Origin of the sequence: Rothia sp. HMSC061C12 (assembly GCF_001815755.1) — a bacterium.
Classification (GTDB): Bacteria; Actinomycetota; Actinomycetes; order Actinomycetales; family Micrococcaceae; genus Rothia; species Rothia mucilaginosa.
In genome coordinates this window covers 1-19983 of record NZ_KV821874.1, presented here as the reverse complement: position 1 = coordinate 19983, position 19983 = coordinate 1, and the positions used below count along the sequence as shown (strand labels likewise).

Sequence of the window (19983 nt, the reverse complement as noted above, 5' to 3'; positions counted from 1 at the left end):
ATCATACGGAGCGTATGTGCCTCCGTTACGCGGCTTTGAGTCCGCGCCACCCAGCAATGTAGCCCACACGTTGTCCGTCTTTCGGATTTGAGCGTGCGGGCTTTTTGCTTTCAAGATTGGAGTGCCGAGTGGATTTTCTTCTGAATATCATCGGGGACATTAATACGCAGACTGCGGAACTGACTTCCTCCGTGGATGCTGTGCAGAACTGGATGTGGAGTAACTTCCTCTACTACGCTCTGATTGCTGCTGGTCTGTACATTACGATTCGTACTCGCGGTGTGCAGTGGCGTTCCATTAAGGAAATGGTTCGTGTCCTGGGTGACCCGGTTGCTCGTGAGGCTGACGGTAAGAAGAGCATTTCTTCGTTCCGTGCGTTTACTGTTTCGGCTGCTTCTCGTGTGGGTACCGGTACTGTTGCGGGTGTTGCTTTGGCGATTGCTATGGGCGGCCCGGGTGCTGTGTTCTGGATGTGGGTTATTGCTGCTGTTGGTGCGGCGTCCGCTTTTGCGGAGTCCCTTCTGGGTCAGCTGTACAAGGAGCGCGGTAAGGATTCCTATATTGGTGGTCCGGCGTACTACATGAAGCGCGGCCTGAATGCTCGTTGGATGGGTTACATCTTTGTGGCGTTTATTGTGATCACTTACGCGTTTGTGTTTGTGGCGGTTCAGACGAATGCTGTGGTGGATGCTACGGCGAACTCGTTCAATATTGATGTTTCGGGTACTAACTCGATGGGCTTCCGCATCACTATTGGTTTGATTATGGTGGCGCTGACTGCGGCTATTATTTTCGGTGGTATTCGCGCGATTTCTTCGGTGACTGAGTGGCTGGTGCCGATTATGGCGGTGCTGTATCTGCTGCTGGGCCTGCTGGTTGTTCTGCTGAACATTACCGAGGTTCCGAATATGCTGCTGATGATTTTCCAGGGCGCTTTTGGCATTAAGGAGTTTGTGACCGGCGGTACCATGGGTGCCGTGATTTGGGGTATGAAGCGTGGCCTGCTGACTAATGAGGCGGGTATGGGTACTGCTCCGAACGCTGGTGCGACCGCTACTATTTCTCACCCGGCTAAGCAGGGTTACGTGCAGACTTTGGGTGTTTATTTTGACACGATGATGGCGTGTACTGTGACTGCGTTTATTGTTCTGCTGTCGAACCCGACTTATGGTGATCGTTCTCGCGGTGCGTCGCTGACTCAGTCGGCGTTGGCTATGCAGCTGGGCGATTGGGCGGTTCACTTCCTGACGATCGCGATTTTCATGTTTGCGTTCTCGACTGTGATTGGTAACTACTACTACGGCGAGTCGAATATGCGTTTTGTGACTGAGCGTAAGCTGCCGATGAATATTTTCCGTGCGCTGGTTCTGGTGTTCGTGTTCTTCGGCGCGATTTCTTCGCTGGATCTGGTGTGGACTACCGCGGATATGTTGAATGCCGGCATGGTGATTGTGAACTTGACGGCTGTGCTGCTGCTGACTCCGAAGGTGGTTGCGGTCTTGAAGAATTACGAGGCTCAGCGTAAGGCTGGTTTGGAGCCGATTTTCAAGGCTTCGGATATGCCGGAGATTAAGAATCTGGCGGCGTGGGATGGCACTGACGCGGTGACTACCCGTGAGTTCTGGGCTGAGTATGATGCGAAGACTGCTGAGCGTCGTGCCGCGAAGAAGGCTAAGAAGGCTAGCCGCTAGTTTGTGAGCCGCGCGCAGGTTTCTGCGTAAGGCATTGTTGGAGGGTCCGTCCTGCCGTGTGCGGGGCGGGCCCTTTTGCGTGCTTGAGGGGCGTATGGGGCTGCCCATCGGGGTAGGCTCTGAACACCTCCTTGAACTACCCTGAGGGCTTGTGGATTCCTCCGGGTCTGTATGCTTAGGAAGGATATTAGGAGGGCTTATGGATTGGCGTGCCGTACTGGAGCTGGTGGTCACGGTTGTATTTCTGGCAGGTATTGCGTTGGCGCTATTGTGCTTGGTGACGATTCATCGGAACCCGCATTTTTCGGAGGTACAGAAGCTGAAGTGGCTTCTGCTGGTGCTGTGCCTGCCGTATGTGGGTCCGGTGACGTGGTTGTTGCGTGCGCGTTTGGAGCGTATTGACCGGGAGCGTGCTGAACAGGAGCGTATGGCGCGGGAGCGGGGTTCCGCGGTTGCGTCCGATGCGGCTGCTTCCGGTGGAGCGTCTGATAGTGCCCCGGATAGCGCCTCCGATAGTGCTTCAGAGTCTCTTTCTGACACCCCCACCAACACTAAGTAACGAAGGTCACACACTCTCGATTGGACAGCACCGCATGCAGTCCGTATAGTTTTATGTGTTGCCTGCGGTGATACACCGTAAGACACATGCGCGAGTGGCGGAATAGGCAGACGCGCACGGTTCAGGTCCGTGTGCCCGTGAGGGCGTGGGGGTTCAACTCCCCCCTCGCGCACCAACGATCCCCGGTTCGAAAGAACCGGGGATTTTTTCATATCCATAACCAATTCCCCGCTAAATGACGGGGTTCCAGAGCGATGGCGAGTGCATCACCTAAAATAGAACCGGGTGTGTTCATTCACAGGACACACAGCTAACGCACAGACACGCTCGTTAAACTGAGCCTTTCGGATAAAGACCGTTTGCGCGGTCTGTTGCTCGGAATGGTCGTTGAGAAGGAGGCGGCATGAAGTTTTTCGACAAGCTGGGCAAGCTGGAGCAAGGCATCGGCCGCACTGTCGGCCTTTCCAAGGGCTTCGGCACCTTTGCGAAGGCGGATGTCGCTAACCGCGTCCGCATCATGATGGATGACGAGTCCTACGTGGACGGCAGTGGTCGCACTATGGCTCCTAATGTCTATACTCTCCGTTTTGCGCCGGTCGATTTCCCGCGCGTGCGCGAGTGGGGTAACCCGTTTGCTGTTGAGCTGTGCGATTTGGCGATTTCGCACGCCCGCGCGCAGGGTTACACCCTCATTGGCGCGGTTCGCGTGACGTTCAACGTTCTTGATTCTCTCTCTGAGGGCGAGTTTGAGGTTGTTGCGACTTTCGAGCCGTTCTCTGTACCGGAGGCTCCGGCATCCCCGTCTCTGCGCGGCGCCACTAACTACGCGCCGGTGCGTCCGCCGCGTGAGTCTTCTTTGCCGACCCGCATTACGAAGCCGGCTGCTCAGCCGGCTCAGCCTGCACCCAGCCCTGCGCCTCAGCAGGCTCCTGCGGCTCGCCTGAACATGCCTGTAGCGCCCCCTGCGGCGGCTCCCCGTTTCTTCTTGGAGATTGAGGGTCGCATGCACCCGGTGAACCATCTGCCGTTTGTGCTGGGCCGCGGTTCTGATGCTGATTTTCGTCTGGACGATAAGGGCGTTTCTCGCCGTCACCTGCAGCTTTCGATGCAGGGTGGTGCGGTGGTCGCCTCCGATATGGGTTCTACCAACGGCACGTTGATTAATGGTGCGCCTCTGCGTGCGCCGGTGGTGCTGGCGAACGGTTCGCTGCTTCGCATGGGTAATACCCGCATCATCTTCCATAGTTCGACCGGAGGTGTCCGTTAATGGCGTCTGAATTGACCGTTACTATCCTTCGTTACGCTTTTCTGGCTCTGATTTGGTTCTTTGTTTTCCTGGTGGTTTCGGCGGCTCGCCGTGACCTTGGTTTGGGTAAGAACTATCGTGCGGCACCGGTTGATGCGGTTCCGGAGGCTACCCATATTGCGCCTCCGCCGACTCGCCCTTCGCAGCTTGTTATTACTGCCGGTGCGCAGGCTGGCGCGATGATGCAGCTGGGGGACCACCCGATTACTATTGGCCGCGCTAATGACATTGAGGTGTCCCTGCAGGATGATTACGCCTCGGGTCGCCATGCGCGCCTATTCCCTCAGGGTTCCCGTTGGTTCCTGGAGGATTTGAATTCTACTAATGGTACGTTCGTCAATGGCGAGCGTCTGACTCGTGCGACCCCGATTGAGCCCGGTGATGATTTCCGCGTTGGCGGTACCACCATGCAGTTGAGGGGCTAGTGTATGAAGATTGCTTTTCGTTTTGAGGCCCGCTCTGATACGGGTCTGAAACGCTCGAAGAATGATGACTCCGGCTACGGTGGTCGTTTCCTTGCTGTCGTTGCTGACGGTATGGGCGGCCACGTAGGCGGCGATGTTGCGTCGGCTACGACGGTTCTGAATCTGACTCCGCTTGATCACCCTGATTTTGAGGATGGTACTGGCGGCGTTTATCTGGCTGATGAGATTCAGAGTGCGAACCTGATTATTAATGAGCTGGCGGCGAATGACCCGCAGCTGGCGGGTATGGGTACGACCTGTACTGCCCTGCTGATTGATGGCGATTGTATTGAGCTGGCTCATATTGGTGACTCGCGTGCGTATCGTCTGCGCCCGGGTGCTGATGGTGAGTTTGAGCAGATTTCTACTGACCATACGTTTGTGCAGCGCTTGCTCAATGAGGGTCGCATTACCCCGCAGGAGGCGGAGAACCACCCGCATAAGAACGTGATTATGCGCGTTCTGGGTGACGTTGACGCGTCCCCTGAGCTGGAGTTGAAGACTCTGGACGCTGTTCCCGGCGAGCGCTGGGTGCTCTCTTCTGACGGTTTGGATGCTGTGGTGTCCCTATCGGAGATTGAGCAGGTGATGCGTTCTACTGATGATCTGTCTGAGATTGCTGACACTCTGATTGCGATGACTTTGGAGCGTGGCGCTCCGGATAACGTGACGGTTGTGTCCCTGCAGGTGATTGACCGTGAGGTTCTGCCGGTGGATGAGCCGGTGGGTCCTTCGAGCCTGCCTGAGTCTGCTCTGCCTGATTCGATTGTGGCGGAGCAGGAGGTCAGCACGAATACTCAGAAGCTTCCCGAGGTTGCTGCTACGGCTGAGGCTGCTGAGGCTATTTTGGGTGCGCACCATGATGAGGACTCTGAGGAGCCTCATCGTCGGTCGTTGCGCCGTTTCCGTCGTGCTCGTGACTTCTCTGGAACCCTGTTGCACAGTGGTTCTGGGGCGGTGCGTCACCATATCGGTACGTACGATAACGCCGTGGATGCGGCTCTTACGAATGCTGCGATCTTGCGTAGCGAATTGGGTTCCCGCCCGCATCAGCTGGTTGGTGCCGCTTCGGTGGCTACTGAGACCGGCATGATTCCGGCGGTGACTTCGCGTACCCTGGAGCATCGTGCGACGGTGGCTCAGCGTGTGCCTTTGAAGGTTGAGTCTGATGAGGCGACCTTGCCGGCTGAGCTGGAGGAGCTGATCGCTGAGGATACTGTTGAGCGTTCGCGTCCGCGGTCGTGGTCGATTCGCCTGTTCATTACTCTGCTGGTTGCGGCTATTGTGACGCTGGCTGCGTGGACCGGTCTGCGCTATGTGGAGCGTAGCTACTATGTGGGTGAAAGTGACGGCACGGTTGCGGTGTACAACGGTATTCCGCATGCGTTGGGTCCGATTCGTCTTTCTCACGTGGTGGAGAATACCGATATTCCTACGAGTGAGTTGAGCGATCATACGCGCTCTTTGTTGCGTAATGCGATTACGGCGAAGGACCTGGATGATGCGCACCAGATTGTGACTCGTTTGAAGACTCAGGCAGATCAGTCTCGTGAGAAGGCTGAGCAGGCTGCAGCCGCTGCGTCTGCTTCCGCGTCTGCCTCGGCTTCTGCTTCCCCGAGCTCTGAGGCGCCCAGTGAGGCTCCAAGCTCTGGGGCACCGGGCTCTGATTCGGCGTCCCCGGCTCCTGAGCTGGCTACGGTTTCCTCCGCGCCTGCGGCAGAGGGCGGTGAGAACAATGGCTAAGTTCTCGTTCCGTCGTGAGTCGGATGCGCCTCGTGCACGCCGTTTCACGGAGCTTTTCCTGCTGGTTTTGGCGGTAGGTATCAGCTCGTTCGGCATGTACCTGATTGATCCGGAGCATGCTTTTGATACGTCGAAGAGCCAGTGGCTGCCGTGCACGGTGGTGCTGGGTGCCGGTGCTCTTCTTATTCACCTGGTCATGCAGTTCCGTGCGCGTTATGCTGATCCGTTTATTCTGCCGCTGGTGGTGGCTCTGAACGGCATTGGTTTGACCATGATTTATCGCCTGGATCCGCAGATTGCGGCTCCGGTGGGTGATGGTCAGCTGATGTGGACCGGCGTGTCGATGGTGCTGTGCGCGATTATCGTGTTCGTGCTCAGGGATTACCGCCTGCTGCGTAAGGTCACGTACACCTCCCTGGTGCTGTCGATGATTCTGCTCATCATGCCGCTGGTTCCGGGTCTGGGTATGGAGCTCAATGGTGCTCGTATTTGGATTCATATCGGTAACCGAACGTTCCAGCCGGGTGAGGTCGCGAAGATTACTTTGGCGATTTTCTTCGCCGGCTATTTGGCGACGCACCGTGACCTGATTCTGGTGGCTGGCCGCCGCATCGGCCCTATCAATCTGCCGCGTCTGCGTGATTTGGCGCCGGTGTTCTTGGCGTGGATTGTGAGCCTGGGTGTTCTGGTGTTCCAGAAGGACCTTGGTTCGGCAATTATGTTCTTTGGTCTGTTCATGGCGATGCTGTACCTGTCGACCGGTCGTATTTCGTGGCTGGTGGTTGCGGGTATCGGTATGGCTGTGGGTGGCTATTTCGCGTACCACTATGTCTCGCACGTGCACGCCCGTATTTATGCGTGGGTGCATGCTTTTGATCCGGAGATTTACCAGGCGTCTCCTGGCGGTTCGGGTCAGATTCTGCAGGGCGTTTTCGGTCTGGCTTACGGCGGTCTTTTTGGCCGCGGTTGGGGCCAGGGCCGCGCGAACCTCGTCCCGTACGCTAATTCGGACATGATTATTTCCTCGTTGGGTGAGGAGCTGGGCCTGGTGGGTCTGGGTGCCATCCTGATGATGTTCATGCTTCTGGTTTCGCGCGGTTACCGTGCGGCATTGGGTACTCGTGATGGTTTCGGCAAGCTATTGGCTGCCGGCCTGTCTACGGTCATGGTTCTGCAGCTGTTCGTGGTGATTGGCGGCGTGACTCGTTTGATTCCGCTGACTGGTCTGACGACTCCTTTCATGTCTGCCGGTGGCTCCTCGTTGGTGGCTAACTGGATTATTGTGGCGCTGTGGTTGTCTATTTCTCATAGTGCCCGCGCACCTCACCTGGTGGCTGGTTATGATGCTCCGCAGGGTATTGACCATGCGGACACTAGCTACGAGCCGGAGGGTGCTACTAGCGTTCTGGCGCGTATTACGGCTAAGGATTCTGGAGGTGAGAAGAATGGATAGGGCTATTCGCCGCATGTGGATGTCTGCCGCGTGCGTGTTTGTCCTGCTGATGGGCACCCTCAGCTATATTCAGTTCTTCGATTCGAAGACTCTGATGAATAATCAGTGGAATTCCCGAGCTCTCTACGATAATTACGGTTCGGCACGTGGCTCAATCGTGGTTGATGGTACGGAGATTGCTTCGTCGGTGAAGTCCGATGATGAGTACAACTACCAGCGTGTGTATAACCACCCGCTCAAGTATGCGGCTCTGACGGGTTACTTCTCCACGATTTATGGCGCGACCGGTTTGGAAGCTGCTATGGATAAGGAGCTTGCAGGTACGAGCGATAGCCAGTTCTACGACCGTGTGGCGCAGCTGTTTAGCGGTTCTTCCGCACAGGGCGCCAGCGTGGAGCTGACGATCAATTCGAAGCTTCAGGATATTGCCTACAACGCGTTGCAGGGCCGTAAGGGTGCTGTGGTGGCGTTGAACCCGAAGACTGGTGAGATTCTGGCGATGGCTTCTTCGCCGTCCTATGATCCGAATCTTTTGTCGTCTCATACGAGCTCTTCGGTGTTGGCGAATTACCAGGCGCTGACTTCGGATGAGGACAGCCCCTTGTTTAACCGTGCGATTGCGGGTAACACCTATTCGCCGGGTTCGACCTTCAAGATTATTGATGCGGTGGCGGCGCTGGAGTCCGGCAAGTACAACGCATCTTCGGTCATTGCGAACCCCGCGCAGTTGCCGCTGCCGGGCACGAACATCAGCCTGCCGAACTATACGGGCGGTCAGTGTTCGACCCGCACTCAGGCGACGATTGAGTGGGCTTTGGCTCAGTCCTGTAATACGCCGTTTGCGCAGATTGCGATGGATTTGGGTCAGGAGCGTATCGCGAAGACCGCTGAGAATTTTGGTTACGGCCAGGATTTGAAGATTCCTTTGACGGTTTCTAAGTCGTCTTTCCCGTCGAATCTGACGCAGAGCCAGCTGGCCCAGTCGGCGATTGGTCAGTACGACGTGAAGACCACTCCGCTGCAGGTGGCGATGACTTCTGCAGCGATTGCAAATGGCGGCGTGCAGATGAAGCCGAACCTGATTCGTTCGGTGAAGACCAGCAACCTGAGCACTTTGCAGGAGTTCTCTCCTGAGAAGCTGCGTACGTCCACTAGCCCTGAAATTGCCAACCAGGTGAAGCAGTGGATGGTGAATGCGGTTGATAATGGTATTGCACGTAATGCTGGTGTCTCCGGTGTGAAGGTGGCGGGTAAGACCGGTACCGCGGAGACCACGGCAGGTTTGAATAATTCTTGGTTTACCGGTTTCGCGCCGGCTGATGATCCTCAGATTGCGATTGCTGTGGTTTATGAGGATATTGATGTGGCGACCGGTGCCCAGTTGGCAACCAGTACTAGTAAGCAACTCTTTGAGGCGGTGTTGAACAAGTGAGGCCTGCGGCTGATATCACTTTGGGCGGGCGCTACACCCTAACCGAACGTATCGCGATTGGCGGTATGGGCGAGGTGTGGAAAGCTCGCGACAAGGTGCTTGGACGCATCGTTGCGGTCAAGATCCTCAAGGAGGAGTACACCGGTGACCCGGGCTTCTTGGAGCGTTTCCGCGCTGAGGCCCGTAATACGGCGCTGTTGAACCACCCCGGCGTAGCGAATGTTTTCGACTACGGTGAGGAGGACAACTCCGCGTACCTGGTCATGGAACTGGTGCCGGGTAATCCGCTTTCGAGCATCATCGAGCATGAGACTACCCTGCCGCCGGACCGTATTCTGAACTTCATTGCTCAGACCGCTCGCGCGTTGGCTGCGGCTCATTCGCAGGGTCTGGTGCACCGTGACGTGAAGCCGGGTAACCTTATCATCACCCCGGATGATCGCGTGAAGGTGACTGATTTCGGTATTGCTCGTCTGGCTAATCAGGTGCCGTTGACGGCTACCGGCCAGGTGATGGGCACCGCCCAGTATTTGGCGCCGGAGCAGGCAACCGGTCAGGCTGCTACCGCATCTTCGGATATGTACTCGTTGGGCATTATTGGTTATGAGTGCCTGGTGGGTCGTCGTCCGTTTACGGGTGAGTCGCAGATTGCGATTGCGTTGGCTCAGGTGAATGATCCGCCGCCGCCGCTTCCGGAGACCATCCCGGCTCCTGCTCGTGCGCTGATTATGTGCTTGTTGGCGAAGGACCCGGCTCAGCGTCCTAAGGATGCGACCGCTCTGGCGTCTGCGGTGGATGCGATTCGTCGCCGCGACCTGAAGGCTGCGGTGAAGGCTGTTCCTTCTTTGGCTCAGTTCTTGGCTGAGGAGAACGCTGACGACGCTACTGTCGCGATGACCGCTATGGATGTTGCGGCTGAGCCGATTAGTGCTTCTGCTACTCCGCGTTTCGGTTCTGGTGGTCGTTTCTCGCCGGAGCCGACGACGGCGCCGATTCCTCGCACGAGTGCGCAGACGATGCGTCCGGTTTCAGGTCGTGTGAAGGCTACTCCTGCTCCTGCAGCGAAGCGTGGCTCGAACGTGTGGATGTGGGTTGCTCTGCTTCTGGCAATCGTGCTGATTGCCGGCGGTATTTGGACGGTCCTTTCCTCTAATAATGGTGGCGATTCGTCTGATCCGGCTCCGAGCGCTTCTTCGTCTGTTGCTCCAACGAACACGGGTACCGTTTCGACGGTGGAGCCGGCTGAGTCTGCTTCTGCCCGTGCCGCTAAGCAGAAGGTGACCGTCAACGCGATTAACTATGAGGGTCGCGAGCTGCAGGATGCGGTGAACGAGCTGAAGAACCTTGGCTTATCCCCCAAGACTGAGGGTGTTGAGTCGACTCAGCCGGAGAACACGGTGATTTCGGTTTCTCCGACGGGTACTTTGGAGCAGGGTAATAGCGTGACTGTTCGCTATTCGACCGGTCCGAAGTCGGTAACTTTGCCGTCGAACCTTGAGGGTAAGAACGTTGATGAGGCGTCGAAGGCTGTTGCTGCTCTGGGTGTGAACGTTTCTCTGCATTATGAGAATTCGGACACGGCGGCCCCCGGTACGGTGCTTCGTACTACCCCCTCATCTGGCACCAAGGTCACGGTTGGTAGTAATGTAGACATGTATGTGGCCTCTTCCAGTTCGGGTAGGGGTTCGAGTGCGAGCGCTTCTGCTGCACCGTCTGCGTCGGCTTCTGCTTCCGCTTCCGCGTCGGCGCGTTAGCCCCTACATTTTGATTTAGTTTTAGTCTTAGTAATCCAGGAGAACTTATGGACCTGTCGGTTCCCGACACGGTTGATAACCGTTACAAGGTACTCGAGGTAATCGGTACCGGTGCGATGGCAACCGTTTATGCTGCTGAGGATACTCGCCTCGGCCGCAAGGTTGCGCTTAAGATTCTGCGCCCGGAGCAGGCCCAGGACGATACGTTCCGCGCACGCTTTAAGCGTGAGGCGGAGGCTGTGGCGTCTCTGAACAATCCTGCGATTGTTGCTGTCTATGACACCGGTTCGTATAACCCCTCGCAGGATGGCAAGGAGTCTGATTCTTCGGAAGAGGGCACCGCTATTCCTTATATCGTGATGGAGTACGTGGAGGGTCATACTCTGCGTTCCATTCTGTCCCGTGGCGGCCACCTGCCGGTCCGTGATGCTTTGGGTTATTCCGAGCAGCTGCTGGGTGCTTTGCAGTACAGCCATTCGATGGGCATTATTCACCGCGATATTAAGCCGGCGAATATTATGGTGCTGGACCGTACCAGTGAGGATATCGCTAAGGGTCAGCCCGGCCAGATTAAGGTCATGGATTTCGGTATTTCCCGTGCCATTGAGGAAGCTGGCGAGGCGCTGACCAAGGCTAATGTGGTGATGGGTAGCGCACGCTACATGTCCCCTGAGCAGGTGAGCGGCAAGGATGTTGACGCCCGTAGCGATCTGTACTCTGCTGCTTGCGTGATTTACGAGATGATTGCTGGTCGTTCTCCGTTTGACGCTGAGTCGAATGTTGATCTCGCGGCTAAGCATCTTTCGGATGCCCCTGAGCCTCCGAGCAAGTTCACCCCGCTTGAGGTTCCTGCTGGTCTGGATGCTGTGATTCTGAAGGGTCTGGCGAAGAACCCGGATGAGCGTTATCAGAGCGCGGCTGAGTTCGCTCAGGCTCTGGTGTCGGTTGTTCGCCCGGGTGAAGAGACCGTGGTGCAGGATGCAGCGATGACTACTGCTTTTGTTCCTTCGGCGACTACTGCTTCCCTGGGTGAGGATTACGCCCCGTACACCACCTCGATTACTGAGGCTTCGGTGGAGGATGGCGGCCTCAACGGCTTCTTCGAGTATGAAGACGATGAGGAACTGTACGACGATGAGGAGTACGCAGAGTACGATGAGTCTTCGCCGCGTAAGCGTGCGTGGGTTCGTTTCCTTGTGGGTACTCTGATTGTGGCTCTGCTGGTTTTCAGTGTCGGCTCGGTTCTGTACTACCAGAACAAGCTCAATGAGGTTCCGCAGGTTCAGGTTCCGGCTGTGGTGAATGTTTCCCGCGATGATGCCGATAACCAGCTACGTAACCGAGGCTTCGTGGTGGAGTACCGTCAGGGCTACTCGGACAACATCAAGAAGGGCGACGTTATCAACGTTGAGCCGGGTGTCGGTTCTACGGTTAATAAGGGCTCGACCGTGGTTGTGACTGTTTCGAGCGGTCCGGAGAAGGTCAAGCTACCGGATAACCTGCAGGGTCAGAGTGAGGCGTATGTCCGTAACGCTCTGAAGGACCTGGGTCTGGTGGATGGCCGCGTCTCCACTGTGGAGAGCGCTTCCGTTCCTGCCGGTATGGTTGTGGAGCTGTCCCCGGAGAAGGGCTCGACCGATGATAAGGGCGCTCAGACCGTTGAGGCTGGTAGCACCGTGAACATTGTCCTGTCTTCCGGTAAGGTGAAGGTCCCCTCGCTGGTGGGTCTGACCAAGGATCAGGCGATTGCTGCTCTGACCGCTCAGGATGTTCTGCTGAACACCAACATCGAGACTGTTCAGACTAACGAGCGTCCTGCGGGCACTGTGCTTTCGCAGAGCTCTGCAGCGGGTACTCTGGTGGCTCAGAACAGCACTGTGACGATCCGTGTGGCTGCTACTCCGACTCAGACGACCGCTCCAACTACTGCGGCTACTCAGCCTGCGGCAGCGACCGGTAACCAGAACGCTACCACTGGTAACCAGAACCAGCAGCGTTCTACCGCTACTCAGCCGACTGCGGCAGCTACTACTCAGCCGACTGCGGCAGCGAATAATCAGCAGCGTTCTACCGCTACGGCTACTCCGGCACCGGCTGCGTCCACTGCTGCGGGTACCCGTACGATTCAGGGTACTAACGCGAATACCAATGCGAACAACGCTAATAACGCAAACGCTAACGCCCGCTAAGGGGTTCTAGAGGTTAGCAAAAGGGGCGGCGCTCCACACCGTTGGGTGTGGGGGGCCGCCCCTTTTCGCGTATCTGGGCTTGTTCGTGTATCTGGGTTTGCTCGTAGCTAGGGATCCAGATATAGCTATCGCCTCCAGTTTCCCTGTAGCGTGTCTGCTACGGGGCTTCTGGAGGCGATATAAGCCGTTGGGGGCATCTAAGGCTAAGGTACTAAGCCATGAGGGGTGAGAGGCTCTTAGAGCGCTCTGCGGCTCCCTGCAGGCCGGTTTCTTCGAGCCAGTTGCCGAGCATGAGGTATCCGCTTTCGGTCAGGACCGACTCGGGGTGGAACTGCACGCCGTGCATGGGGGCTTCGCGGTGGCGCAGACCCATGATGATGCCGTTGTCGGTGGTGGAGGTGGTTTCCAGGACCTCGGGCATGGTTTCGGGCACAACTGCCAGGGAGTGGTAGCGGGTCGCGGTGAAGGGGTTGGGCACGTCCTTGAACACGGAGACGTTCTCGTGCACGAGGCGGGAGGTCTTGCCGTGCATGAGTTCGGGGGCGTGGGTGACGGTGCCGCCGAATGCCTCCGCGATGGCCTGGTGGCCGAGGCATACGCCCAGTAGCGGCTTCTTCGCTTCGGCTGCCCAACGGATGGTGTCAATGATGACGCCGGCTTCTGCGGGGGCGCCGGGGCCCGGGGAGACGAGCACGCCGTCGTGTTCTTCGGCGAGCTTGATGACGGCGTCGAGTTCGTATTCGTCGTTACGGATGACGGTGGTTTCAGCGCCGAGCTGCTGGATGTAGCCGACGAGGGTGAAGACGAAGCTGTCGTAGTTGTCGATAACAAGGATGCGGGTCATGGCACGTCCTTAGCGCTAATGGTTGATGGTGACGTTCAGGTTAAAGGGGCCGTACTCTGCGAAGTGGGGGAAGACGAATTCCATGAGCAGGTAGACTACGGCGAGTATCAGCGCGATGGCGATGATGATGCGAACCCACAGGGGGCCGGGGAGGTGGCGGAAAATCCATGCGTACATCTTGCTTTTCCTCTCTGATTTAGGATCCTGCTACGGAGGCGGCAATTTCTGCGGGCGCTCCGGCTGCGGCGGGCCGCCAGGATTCGAGGCGGGCGTGGACAATGTATCGTTCGGTGTCGCCGTAGCGCGGGTGGCAGGTGGTGAGCGTCAGGAGGCGCTCGGTGGGTGCTACGCCGGGCTGTCCGGGGACGGGTTCGATGACTTCTACCTGGTCGGGCTGCACGATTTCGTGGCTGTAGACGGTGTAGGTGTAGTAGCCGTCTTTGGTGCGCACGTAGATGTGGTCGCCTTCGGTGAGCAGGTCGATGTCGTTGAGGACTTTACCGCGGGTTTGGCGGTGGCCTGCGAGGGAGAAGTTGCCGATCTGTCCGGGCATGGCGCTTCCTTCGTAGTGGCCGAGTCCGAGGGAGTCGAGCACGTCGGAGCTGGTGCCTTGGGTGGCGGGGCGCTGGTAGTCGGATCCGAACTTGGGGATGTAGACGATGCCGAAGACTTCACCGTGGCCGGGTTCGCTCAGACCTGCGGGAGGGGTGTTGGGGTCCCAGTCGGGGAGGGGTTCGGCGGGGGTGGAGTCGAATTCCTGGACGAGGGTACTGACGGCTTGGGATTGGGTGCGGTCGGCGTCGATGTTGGTCCACCAGAGCTGCCATGCGACGAAGAGCAGTAGCAGGAGGCCGACGGTGATAAGGAGTTCGCCTGTAATCTGGATAATCCAGTGCAGCACGGTGCGGGGGCGGCGCTCTGCGGTGGGTGCCGTTCCTTGGCTCATGCGTTCTCCTTTGTCCTTTGGGTTGGTATGTTCTTGGGCGCCGGGTGGCGTTCCTTATCTTTCAACGCGGGGAGAAGGTGAAATCATCCCGTAAGTCTGCAAAGATAGGTGTGAACATATATTTTTAGGTTACCCATACAACAATAAGCGGAGGAAGTATGTCGACCAACTCGGCTAAGGCATCGTCCAAGAAGAAGTCTCAGAAGTCTGCTAAGTCTGAGGTGGAGGATGCGAGCGAGCTGCGTCTGCGTGAGATTGCTCGTGAGATGGAGAGCGGCACGCAGCTGAAGGAGCAGACTCCGTTGTGGTACCGCGTGATTATGTTCTCGCTGTTGGCGGTGGGCATTCTGTGGATTATTGTTTTCTACATTACGCAGGGCCTGTTCCCGATTCCTGATTTGGGTATGTGGAATGTGAGTGTTGGTGTGGGCGCCATGATGGTGAGCATGCTGATGATGACTCGCTGGCGCTAGAGTTTAGGCGTTATGACTTAGGCGTTAGAGCTTATAGAGAGGCGGCCGTCCCGTGTGGGGCGGCCGCCTCTCTGTATGTTTCGCCTGTTTGGCAGGAGCTGGGGTTAGAGATCCTGCACGCTACCTGTCTTTAGTTCTTACTCGGAAGATTGCGGTCATGGCGACCATGATGAGCAGCTCGGTGAGGGTTTGGGTGAGTACGGTGGCGCCCATGAGGCTCGCTTCGGGGTTCCCGTTGTGTGCCAGGCGTTGTGCGCAGAGCGCGACGACGGGGTAGATGATGAGGGCGTTGCGGGTGACAGCGCTGAAGGTTACGGAGATGCGTTCCGGTCGTCCCATCACCTTGCTGAGGCACCAGGCGGCACCTCCTGCGAGGATGGCGTAGGTGAGGTAGAGTCCGGCGAGTCGGGGAATGAGCTGCGTTTCGTTCAGTACCGCCGGGGTGTAGGCGGAGCACATGAGAGCAAGGAGCAGGCACATGAGGGGAATCATCGCGGTATCGCTCATGGTGCGTACTCGTTCGTAGGCTTGTTGACGCTGCGGTGAGCGGGTTGACCAGCGTTGCACGAGGTAGGCGGCTATCAGGGGCACGATGAGCGGTGCCAAGCTGAGGTAGCTTTCGGTGGGAAGGGGGAATATTTCTCCCACCACCCCAATATCTAATATTCCTATATATGCATACGCACTAGTCCAGAATGGAATAGAAACGATTTGGGTACCAAGAAGATAGGGCGTTGTCGCCAGCAAACCGCGATATTCCCCTCCAGCAATACACGCAAAAACCACAACGTAATCCACGCATGGAGCCAGCAAAACAATCACCGTGGCTAGAGCAATGGGGCCGCCCTCGGGAATGAAGAGGGAGACCAGAGGCGCAACTAGAATCGGGGTTCCAAGGGTAGCCACCAGCACGACCGTGCGAGCGAGCCTCTTATGCTGACCGACACTCATGCCGACTAGAGGCATGAGAGCGAAGTTGGTCCACAGGAGCGCACCGAGCGCGTAGGGCACGAGCTGCTCAGAAACTAGGCTCCACCCACTCAGCCCCGCGCTGGCACCTCCCACGGCCATGGAGGCGAGGTAGAGAGCCACCTGGTGGCGTTCCATATAGCTCACGGAGCCATCCTCTTCTAGTAGATCAGGTCGCCTCGTGCCGCTTCGTGGACGCGGCGGGTTACGGTTTCCATGACGGGCGAGTTGATGTTCCAGCGCTGCCAGTAGAGGGGGAATTCTACGGGGGTTGCGGCGAGCTTCACGAGGTGCCCGCTTGCGAGCTCTTCGGCGCATTGCGCTTCGGGAATGAGACCCCAGGCGATACCGGCGCTGACGGCGCGCGCATAGTCCGGGGAGGAGGGAATGTAGATGGTGGGGCTTTGGGTGAAGGTTTCTTCAGCCTCCAGACCTACTTCTTGTTCAATGAGGACTCGCGCTACGTCCTGCACGAAGTCTTTGCGGTCGTATTCGACGACGGGGGCACGGTTGAGCTCTTCGCGGCTTACGCGCTTGGGCCAGCCGGGTAGGTATCGCTGTACGTAGTCGGGGGTTGCGACGCACCAGTAGCGTGCCACTCCGAGGGTTTCAACGGAGCAGCCGGGGATTTTTTCGGGTTTGGAGGTGATGACTGCCATGACTTCTCCGGAGCGGAGCATGGCGGAGGAGTGGAATTCACCTTCTCGTCGCAGGTCGCAGAAGATGCTGTCTTCGCGGCTGAGAGTTCCGACGGCGTCGATGAACCAGGTGGCGAGCGAGTCGGCATTGACCGCCACGGAGACGCTTTGGAAGCCGCCAGCACCCATGAGTTCGCGTTCCATTTCTTGCTGCAGGAATTCGCTCTGACGGGCGATGCGCAGCACGCTTTGTCCAGCATCGGTGGGGGTGACGGGGTTGCTTCGACGTAGCAGGACCTTTCCGGCGATCTGTTCCATGGCTTTGATGCGCTGGGAGATGGCGGAGGGGCTCACTCGCAGAACATCTGCCGCGGCATCGAAAGTGCCGTATTCGATGACGGCGGCAAAGGTGGAGAGCTGGTCGGTACTGAAACGTGTCATAAGAATATCTTACGCAGTGTGAAAATATTTAGATAGATTTAGGGTTTGTTTTCCCGTATTCTCGTCTCTGGCGCTTCACACTCTAGCTATCGGGGCAATAATCCCTGTGTCGCATGCTTTTGCCTGGCAAGCTGGTATTAGAGGAGCCACCACCCGCATATCCGCGAAGCCCGCGCCCCGTTTGACCCGCATAGAAAGTTTCACCATGTCCACCTCCCTGTCCCTGCTGTTTCTGGGTGCTACCACCACGATTTCTCTGGTGGCGGCTATTGGTGCCCAGGGAACTTTTGTGCTGCGTCAGGGTATTTTGGGTCGGCATATTACCCCAATCATTATTTTCTGCATTCTGTCGGATGCTCTGATGATTGGCTTGGGCGTGGTGGGCCTGGGCGCTCTGTTGGATGCGGCACCGTGGTTCATTGAGGTGTTCCGTTATGTGGGTGCGGCGTTTTTGGCGTGGTTTGGTTTTGAGGCTGGGCGGCGTGTGTTTACCCCGCATTCCATCGTGGTGGATGATGCGGAGGGCGATTCTCAGTCGTTGAAGGCGGCTCTGCTGACCACGGCGGCGGTGACGTATTTGAATCCGCTGGCGTGGTTGGATACGACTATTCTTTTGGGTTCGCTGGCGAACGCCCAGGGCGATCCTGGCCGTTGGTGGTACTACCTGGGGTGCTGCTGCGGTAGTATTATCTGGTTTTTGGGGCTGGGGTACGGTTCGCGTCTGCTTCGTCCGCTCTTTGCGCGTCCTTCGGCATGGCGTGTTTTGGATGGGGCGACGGCACTTCTGATGGCATACCTGGTGTTCAATCTGCTGACGATGAACCTGTCGACCCACTAGCTTCTACCCCCCTGAGGAGCCCTTTTATGCCTTGTCGGTCTCCTTTTCCGCGCTCTTCTCCTCTTCGAGGGTTATGAGTACCTCGTTTTTGGGCATGGTAAGCAGGCCCAGGTAGATATCGCGAATAACCAGGATGTGCTTGATTCGCTCGATCATGGGTTTGAGGAAGCTTCGGGCGTATTTTTCGTCGCTACTGGTGGTTGCGACGAAGCTGAGCCCGGAGAACACGGCAACGATCATGGACACCTTGATGACCACGGCGTTGATGTTGGTGTCTACGCCGAGGATTTTGAGGTGTTCGGGTTTGACGGTCATCCAGGATTCGATGGTGGTGTCGCTAATGGCGATGGAGGAGAACCCCATGAAGAACCCGAAGACGAGCAACATAAAGAGGCTCGCCTGAATAATCTGCCCAATCATAGGGATGATGATAAGGTTGCCCCAGGACGCAATTTTGAGGGGTCGGTGTTCGAGGATTTTCTTCTCTTCGACCCAGTCTTGGACGGTGTTCCAGATTCCCCCTTCGAGGGCCGCGGCGCGTTCGTAGTCGTTCTCGGTAAAGCTTGCAATGTCGTCGCCTCTATTGCGGCCCAGAAGGCGCGCTGTGCGCTCTAGGGAGGTCGTGACGATCACGAACACGGCGAGGAGTCCCATGAGCCCCAGAACAGCCCAGGTGCGTGGGAAGCTGAGCCTGTTGGCGAGCTTCCAGAGGTCTGCGTTCACGAAGATGAAGAGCACGGACACCATGAGTACGGGTAGTACTTTCGCAATCATGGGTGGCAGGGAGGCGAGCTGGTGGATGGCATGTTTGAAGGACCACCCTAGGATGGTGTCTACGCCGAGGAAGATGGCGAGGTAGATGCCCACAACGATGAGCGGGAATACTTGGGAACCGTCGTAGACGAAGTCGAGGCCGTCGAGGCTGCTGGATTCAAAGACACTGGCGACAAAGAGCATGCCGGCAAAAAGTACGGTAAGAATACCCGTGGTGATTTGAACCCACTGCGGGGTGCGGACCATGAGTATATGGGCAAGAGTAATGAACACACCGGAGATTATCGGCATCACGAGGAAGATACCACCGAGCACCAGCATGGGTAGCACTTCATCGCTGAGCGCGGTGTTGGTCGTGATGGCTTTAATGTATTCCGGGAGGGAACCATTTGCGTTATCAACTACGAGAATGAGGATATCGCGTAGGAAGATATAGCAGACGTGCATGATACTCGCCCACAGGATCCAGGGTACGGAGCGGGGGAACGCATCGAGAGCACGCTGACGTGCAGGAATGATGAGGGGTACGCCCTGTTTGCGGAACCAGATATTGCTCTGCTTCAGCACATCAGTCTTGCTGTAGCGCTGAGGTTGTGCCTCTTCTGCCACAGCTTTAGTGCGCAGCCGCGCCCAGATGGGGCGTGCGTCCTTCTGCTGTGCGGTGTTCTGCTCCTGTGTGCTCATGACATACCACTCTACAGGGTCGAGCAGGCCCTTTGATTATGTACCTTTTAGAGTTCTTCTTTCTCGAGCTCAGATCCAATAAAGCGAGCGTATGCGCCCATGAGTAGCGCAGCCGCTTCTTCGTGTCCCTCGTAGATTCCTAGTTCCTCGTCCTCACGACCTGTGTAGGTGCCGCTACTGATCTCGAGTAGGGATAGCGGTCCTTCTGCAGTCTCCGGGGCTAGGGCATCCAGGATGAAGCTCAGGCTTTCTTCTGCATCTTCGTCTACTCCCATGAGGCGCCCCAGGTATGTACCCGGGTAGGGTGCGATGGTGAGGACGTCTTCATTCTCACATTGGATAATGCGTGCCACAGGAATAATATCCCCGTCTGCTGTCTCTTCGAGCAGCAGCTCAGTAGAGAGGTCTATATGGCTTTCCTCGCTCTGTAGGATCTGCCTGGGCCACCAGAGGTGAATGTATTCGGTGAGTGCTGCCCATGCTTCGTGAGGCTCCAGCGAGCTCTCTACGTAGAGTGCCGCAGTCCGTTCTTCATTAGCCTGTTGCTGCTGATCGATTTGCTCGGGTGCGTGGGAAAACATGGGGTATTGCATGGTTCTACTCTATCCCAGTGCGCTCCTCTCTGGAGGGCCCGGTAGATTCATGGGGTTCTGAGGGTACAAAAAAGGGGCAGACCCGCGTGGGTCTGCCCCTTTTCCAACTTTAGCTGTTAAAGCAAAAGAGCCCGCGTAAGCGGGCTCTTTTTATTGCCTATTGGATTGTTATCCAAAAACCATACAGTGAAC

The 19983-nt window shown here is 57.1% G+C and carries 18 protein-coding genes and 1 tRNA gene; 12 read left to right on the top strand and 7 right to left on the bottom strand.

Annotation, left to right across the window (positions count from 1 at the left end; translation table 11 throughout):
- Nucleotides 1–128 precede the first annotated feature (128 nt).
- From HMPREF3055_RS07090 to pknB, 10 genes are all read left to right on the top strand, one after another.
- Entirely contained in the window at nucleotides 129–1691 is a 1563-nt protein-coding gene (locus tag HMPREF3055_RS07090; RefSeq protein WP_070738702.1) for an alanine/glycine:cation symporter family protein, read from the top strand.
- Between the two features lie 199 nt (nucleotides 1692–1890).
- On the top strand, nucleotides 1891–2250 hold the full coding sequence (locus tag HMPREF3055_RS07085; RefSeq protein WP_070644382.1) for a PLDc N-terminal domain-containing protein: 360 nt from the start codon (nucleotides 1891–1893) through the stop codon (nucleotides 2248–2250).
- Between the two features lie 88 nt (nucleotides 2251–2338).
- Nucleotides 2339–2425, top strand: a tRNA-Leu gene (locus HMPREF3055_RS07080).
- A 228-nt stretch (nucleotides 2426–2653) separates the two neighbouring features.
- Complete coding sequence (locus tag HMPREF3055_RS07075) at nucleotides 2654–3517, top strand: FhaA domain-containing protein (RefSeq protein WP_070688778.1); 864 nt, start codon at nucleotides 2654–2656, stop codon at nucleotides 3515–3517.
- Nucleotides 3517–3981 (top strand): FHA domain-containing protein FhaB/FipA, encoded by a 465-nt coding sequence (locus HMPREF3055_RS07070; protein ID WP_005507379.1) that lies wholly within the window; start codon nucleotides 3517–3519, stop codon nucleotides 3979–3981. The genes HMPREF3055_RS07075 and HMPREF3055_RS07070 overlap by 1 nt, the downstream gene beginning before the upstream one ends.
- Nucleotides 3982–3984: 3 nt before the next feature.
- Entirely contained in the window at nucleotides 3985–5763 is a 1779-nt protein-coding gene (locus HMPREF3055_RS07065; RefSeq protein ID WP_070690352.1) for a PP2C family protein-serine/threonine phosphatase, read from the top strand.
- On the top strand, nucleotides 5756–7216 hold the full coding sequence (locus tag HMPREF3055_RS07060) for an FtsW/RodA/SpoVE family cell cycle protein (protein WP_005507381.1): 1461 nt from the start codon (nucleotides 5756–5758) through the stop codon (nucleotides 7214–7216). Before HMPREF3055_RS07065 ends, HMPREF3055_RS07060 begins: the two co-directional genes overlap by 8 nt.
- Nucleotides 7209–8648, top strand: coding sequence for a peptidoglycan D,D-transpeptidase FtsI family protein (locus HMPREF3055_RS07055; RefSeq protein WP_070690350.1), 1440 nt, complete (start codon nucleotides 7209–7211; stop codon nucleotides 8646–8648). Before HMPREF3055_RS07060 ends, HMPREF3055_RS07055 begins: the two co-directional genes overlap by 8 nt.
- Nucleotides 8645–10402, top strand: coding sequence for a protein kinase domain-containing protein (locus HMPREF3055_RS07050; RefSeq protein ID WP_049341959.1), 1758 nt, complete (start codon nucleotides 8645–8647; stop codon nucleotides 10400–10402). The genes HMPREF3055_RS07055 and HMPREF3055_RS07050 overlap by 4 nt, the downstream gene beginning before the upstream one ends.
- Before the next feature lie 47 nt (nucleotides 10403–10449).
- A complete protein-coding gene (pknB, locus tag HMPREF3055_RS07045; protein WP_070690348.1) occupies nucleotides 10450–12591 on the top strand; it encodes a Stk1 family PASTA domain-containing Ser/Thr kinase in 2142 nt (713 codons plus the stop codon).
- 211 nt (nucleotides 12592–12802) lie between these two features.
- Here the strand turns inward: pknB and HMPREF3055_RS07040 are convergent, their stop codons facing one another.
- From HMPREF3055_RS07040 to HMPREF3055_RS07035, 3 genes are read right to left on the bottom strand one after another with little or no spacing between them, the layout of a single operon-like run.
- Nucleotides 12803–13435 (bottom strand): aminodeoxychorismate/anthranilate synthase component II, encoded by a 633-nt coding sequence (locus tag HMPREF3055_RS07040; protein ID WP_049328052.1) that lies wholly within the window; start codon nucleotides 13433–13435, stop codon nucleotides 12803–12805.
- A 15-nt stretch (nucleotides 13436–13450) separates the two neighbouring features.
- A complete protein-coding gene (locus HMPREF3055_RS09310) occupies nucleotides 13451–13612 on the bottom strand; it encodes a hypothetical protein (RefSeq protein ID WP_005508086.1) in 162 nt (53 codons plus the stop codon).
- A 19-nt stretch (nucleotides 13613–13631) separates the two neighbouring features.
- Nucleotides 13632–14381, bottom strand: a complete 750-nt coding sequence (locus HMPREF3055_RS07035; protein WP_070690346.1) for a class E sortase — start codon at nucleotides 14379–14381, stop codon at nucleotides 13632–13634.
- Nucleotides 14382–14539: 158 nt separating this feature from the next.
- Here HMPREF3055_RS07035 and HMPREF3055_RS07030 point away from each other — a divergent pair, with 158 nt between their 5' ends.
- Entirely contained in the window at nucleotides 14540–14854 is a 315-nt protein-coding gene (locus HMPREF3055_RS07030) for a cell division protein CrgA (RefSeq protein WP_005507388.1), read from the top strand.
- A 120-nt stretch (nucleotides 14855–14974) separates the two neighbouring features.
- Here the strand turns inward: HMPREF3055_RS07030 and HMPREF3055_RS07025 are convergent, their stop codons facing one another.
- Nucleotides 14975–15970 carry a hypothetical protein gene (locus HMPREF3055_RS07025; protein WP_070633874.1) on the bottom strand — a complete coding sequence of 332 codons (996 nt, stop codon included), beginning with the start codon at nucleotides 15968–15970 and terminating at the stop codon, nucleotides 14975–14977.
- Nucleotides 15971–15984: 14 nt separating this feature from the next.
- Complete coding sequence (locus HMPREF3055_RS07020; protein ID WP_049354382.1) at nucleotides 15985–16902, bottom strand: LysR family transcriptional regulator ArgP; 918 nt, start codon at nucleotides 16900–16902, stop codon at nucleotides 15985–15987.
- Nucleotides 16903–17107: 205 nt separating this feature from the next.
- Here HMPREF3055_RS07020 and HMPREF3055_RS07015 point away from each other — a divergent pair, with 205 nt between their 5' ends.
- On the top strand, nucleotides 17108–17740 hold the full coding sequence (locus HMPREF3055_RS07015; RefSeq protein WP_049354383.1) for a LysE/ArgO family amino acid transporter: 633 nt from the start codon (nucleotides 17108–17110) through the stop codon (nucleotides 17738–17740).
- Between the two features lie 24 nt (nucleotides 17741–17764).
- Here HMPREF3055_RS07015 and HMPREF3055_RS07010 read toward each other — a convergent pair whose 3' ends face one another.
- Entirely contained in the window at nucleotides 17765–19198 is a 1434-nt protein-coding gene (locus tag HMPREF3055_RS07010; RefSeq protein ID WP_070633871.1) for a D-mannonate dehydratase, read from the bottom strand.
- 47 nt (nucleotides 19199–19245) lie between these two features.
- Nucleotides 19246–19779, bottom strand: a complete 534-nt coding sequence (locus HMPREF3055_RS07005) for a GTPase (RefSeq protein ID WP_246823251.1) — start codon at nucleotides 19777–19779, stop codon at nucleotides 19246–19248.
- Nucleotides 19780–19983 lie beyond the last annotated feature (204 nt).

What these genes read in the sequence shown, in the direction of transcription:
- HMPREF3055_RS07085 (WP_070644382.1), top strand. Translation starts at nt 1,891, where the DNA reads ATGGATTGGCGTGCCGTACTGGAGCTGGTGGTCACGGTTGTATTTCTG.
- HMPREF3055_RS07075 (WP_070688778.1), top strand. Translation starts at nt 2,654, where the DNA reads ATGAAGTTTTTCGACAAGCTGGGCAAGCTGGAGCAAGGCATCGGCCGC.
- HMPREF3055_RS07070 (WP_005507379.1), top strand. Translation starts at nt 3,517, where the DNA reads ATGGCGTCTGAATTGACCGTTACTATCCTTCGTTACGCTTTTCTGGCT.
- HMPREF3055_RS07065 (WP_070690352.1), top strand. Translation starts at nt 3,985, where the DNA reads ATGAAGATTGCTTTTCGTTTTGAGGCCCGCTCTGATACGGGTCTGAAA.
- HMPREF3055_RS07060 (WP_005507381.1), top strand. Translation starts at nt 5,756, where the DNA reads ATGGCTAAGTTCTCGTTCCGTCGTGAGTCGGATGCGCCTCGTGCACGC.
- HMPREF3055_RS07055 (WP_070690350.1), top strand. Translation starts at nt 7,209, where the DNA reads ATGGATAGGGCTATTCGCCGCATGTGGATGTCTGCCGCGTGCGTGTTT.
- pknB (WP_070690348.1), top strand. Translation starts at nt 10,450, where the DNA reads ATGGACCTGTCGGTTCCCGACACGGTTGATAACCGTTACAAGGTACTC.
- HMPREF3055_RS07040 (WP_049328052.1), bottom strand. Translation starts at nt 13,435, where the DNA reads ATGACCCGCATCCTTGTTATCGACAACTACGACAGCTTCGTCTTCACC.
- HMPREF3055_RS09310 (WP_005508086.1), bottom strand. Translation starts at nt 13,612, where the DNA reads ATGTACGCATGGATTTTCCGCCACCTCCCCGGCCCCCTGTGGGTTCGC.
- HMPREF3055_RS07035 (WP_070690346.1), bottom strand. Translation starts at nt 14,381, where the DNA reads ATGAGCCAAGGAACGGCACCCACCGCAGAGCGCCGCCCCCGCACCGTG.
- HMPREF3055_RS07030 (WP_005507388.1), top strand. Translation starts at nt 14,540, where the DNA reads ATGTCGACCAACTCGGCTAAGGCATCGTCCAAGAAGAAGTCTCAGAAG.
- HMPREF3055_RS07020 (WP_049354382.1), bottom strand. Translation starts at nt 16,902, where the DNA reads ATGACACGTTTCAGTACCGACCAGCTCTCCACCTTTGCCGCCGTCATC.
- HMPREF3055_RS07015 (WP_049354383.1), top strand. Translation starts at nt 17,108, where the DNA reads ATGTCCACCTCCCTGTCCCTGCTGTTTCTGGGTGCTACCACCACGATT.
- HMPREF3055_RS07010 (WP_070633871.1), bottom strand. Translation starts at nt 19,198, where the DNA reads ATGAGCACACAGGAGCAGAACACCGCACAGCAGAAGGACGCACGCCCC.
- HMPREF3055_RS07005 (WP_246823251.1), bottom strand. Translation starts at nt 19,779, where the DNA reads ATGTTTTCCCACGCACCCGAGCAAATCGATCAGCAGCAACAGGCTAAT.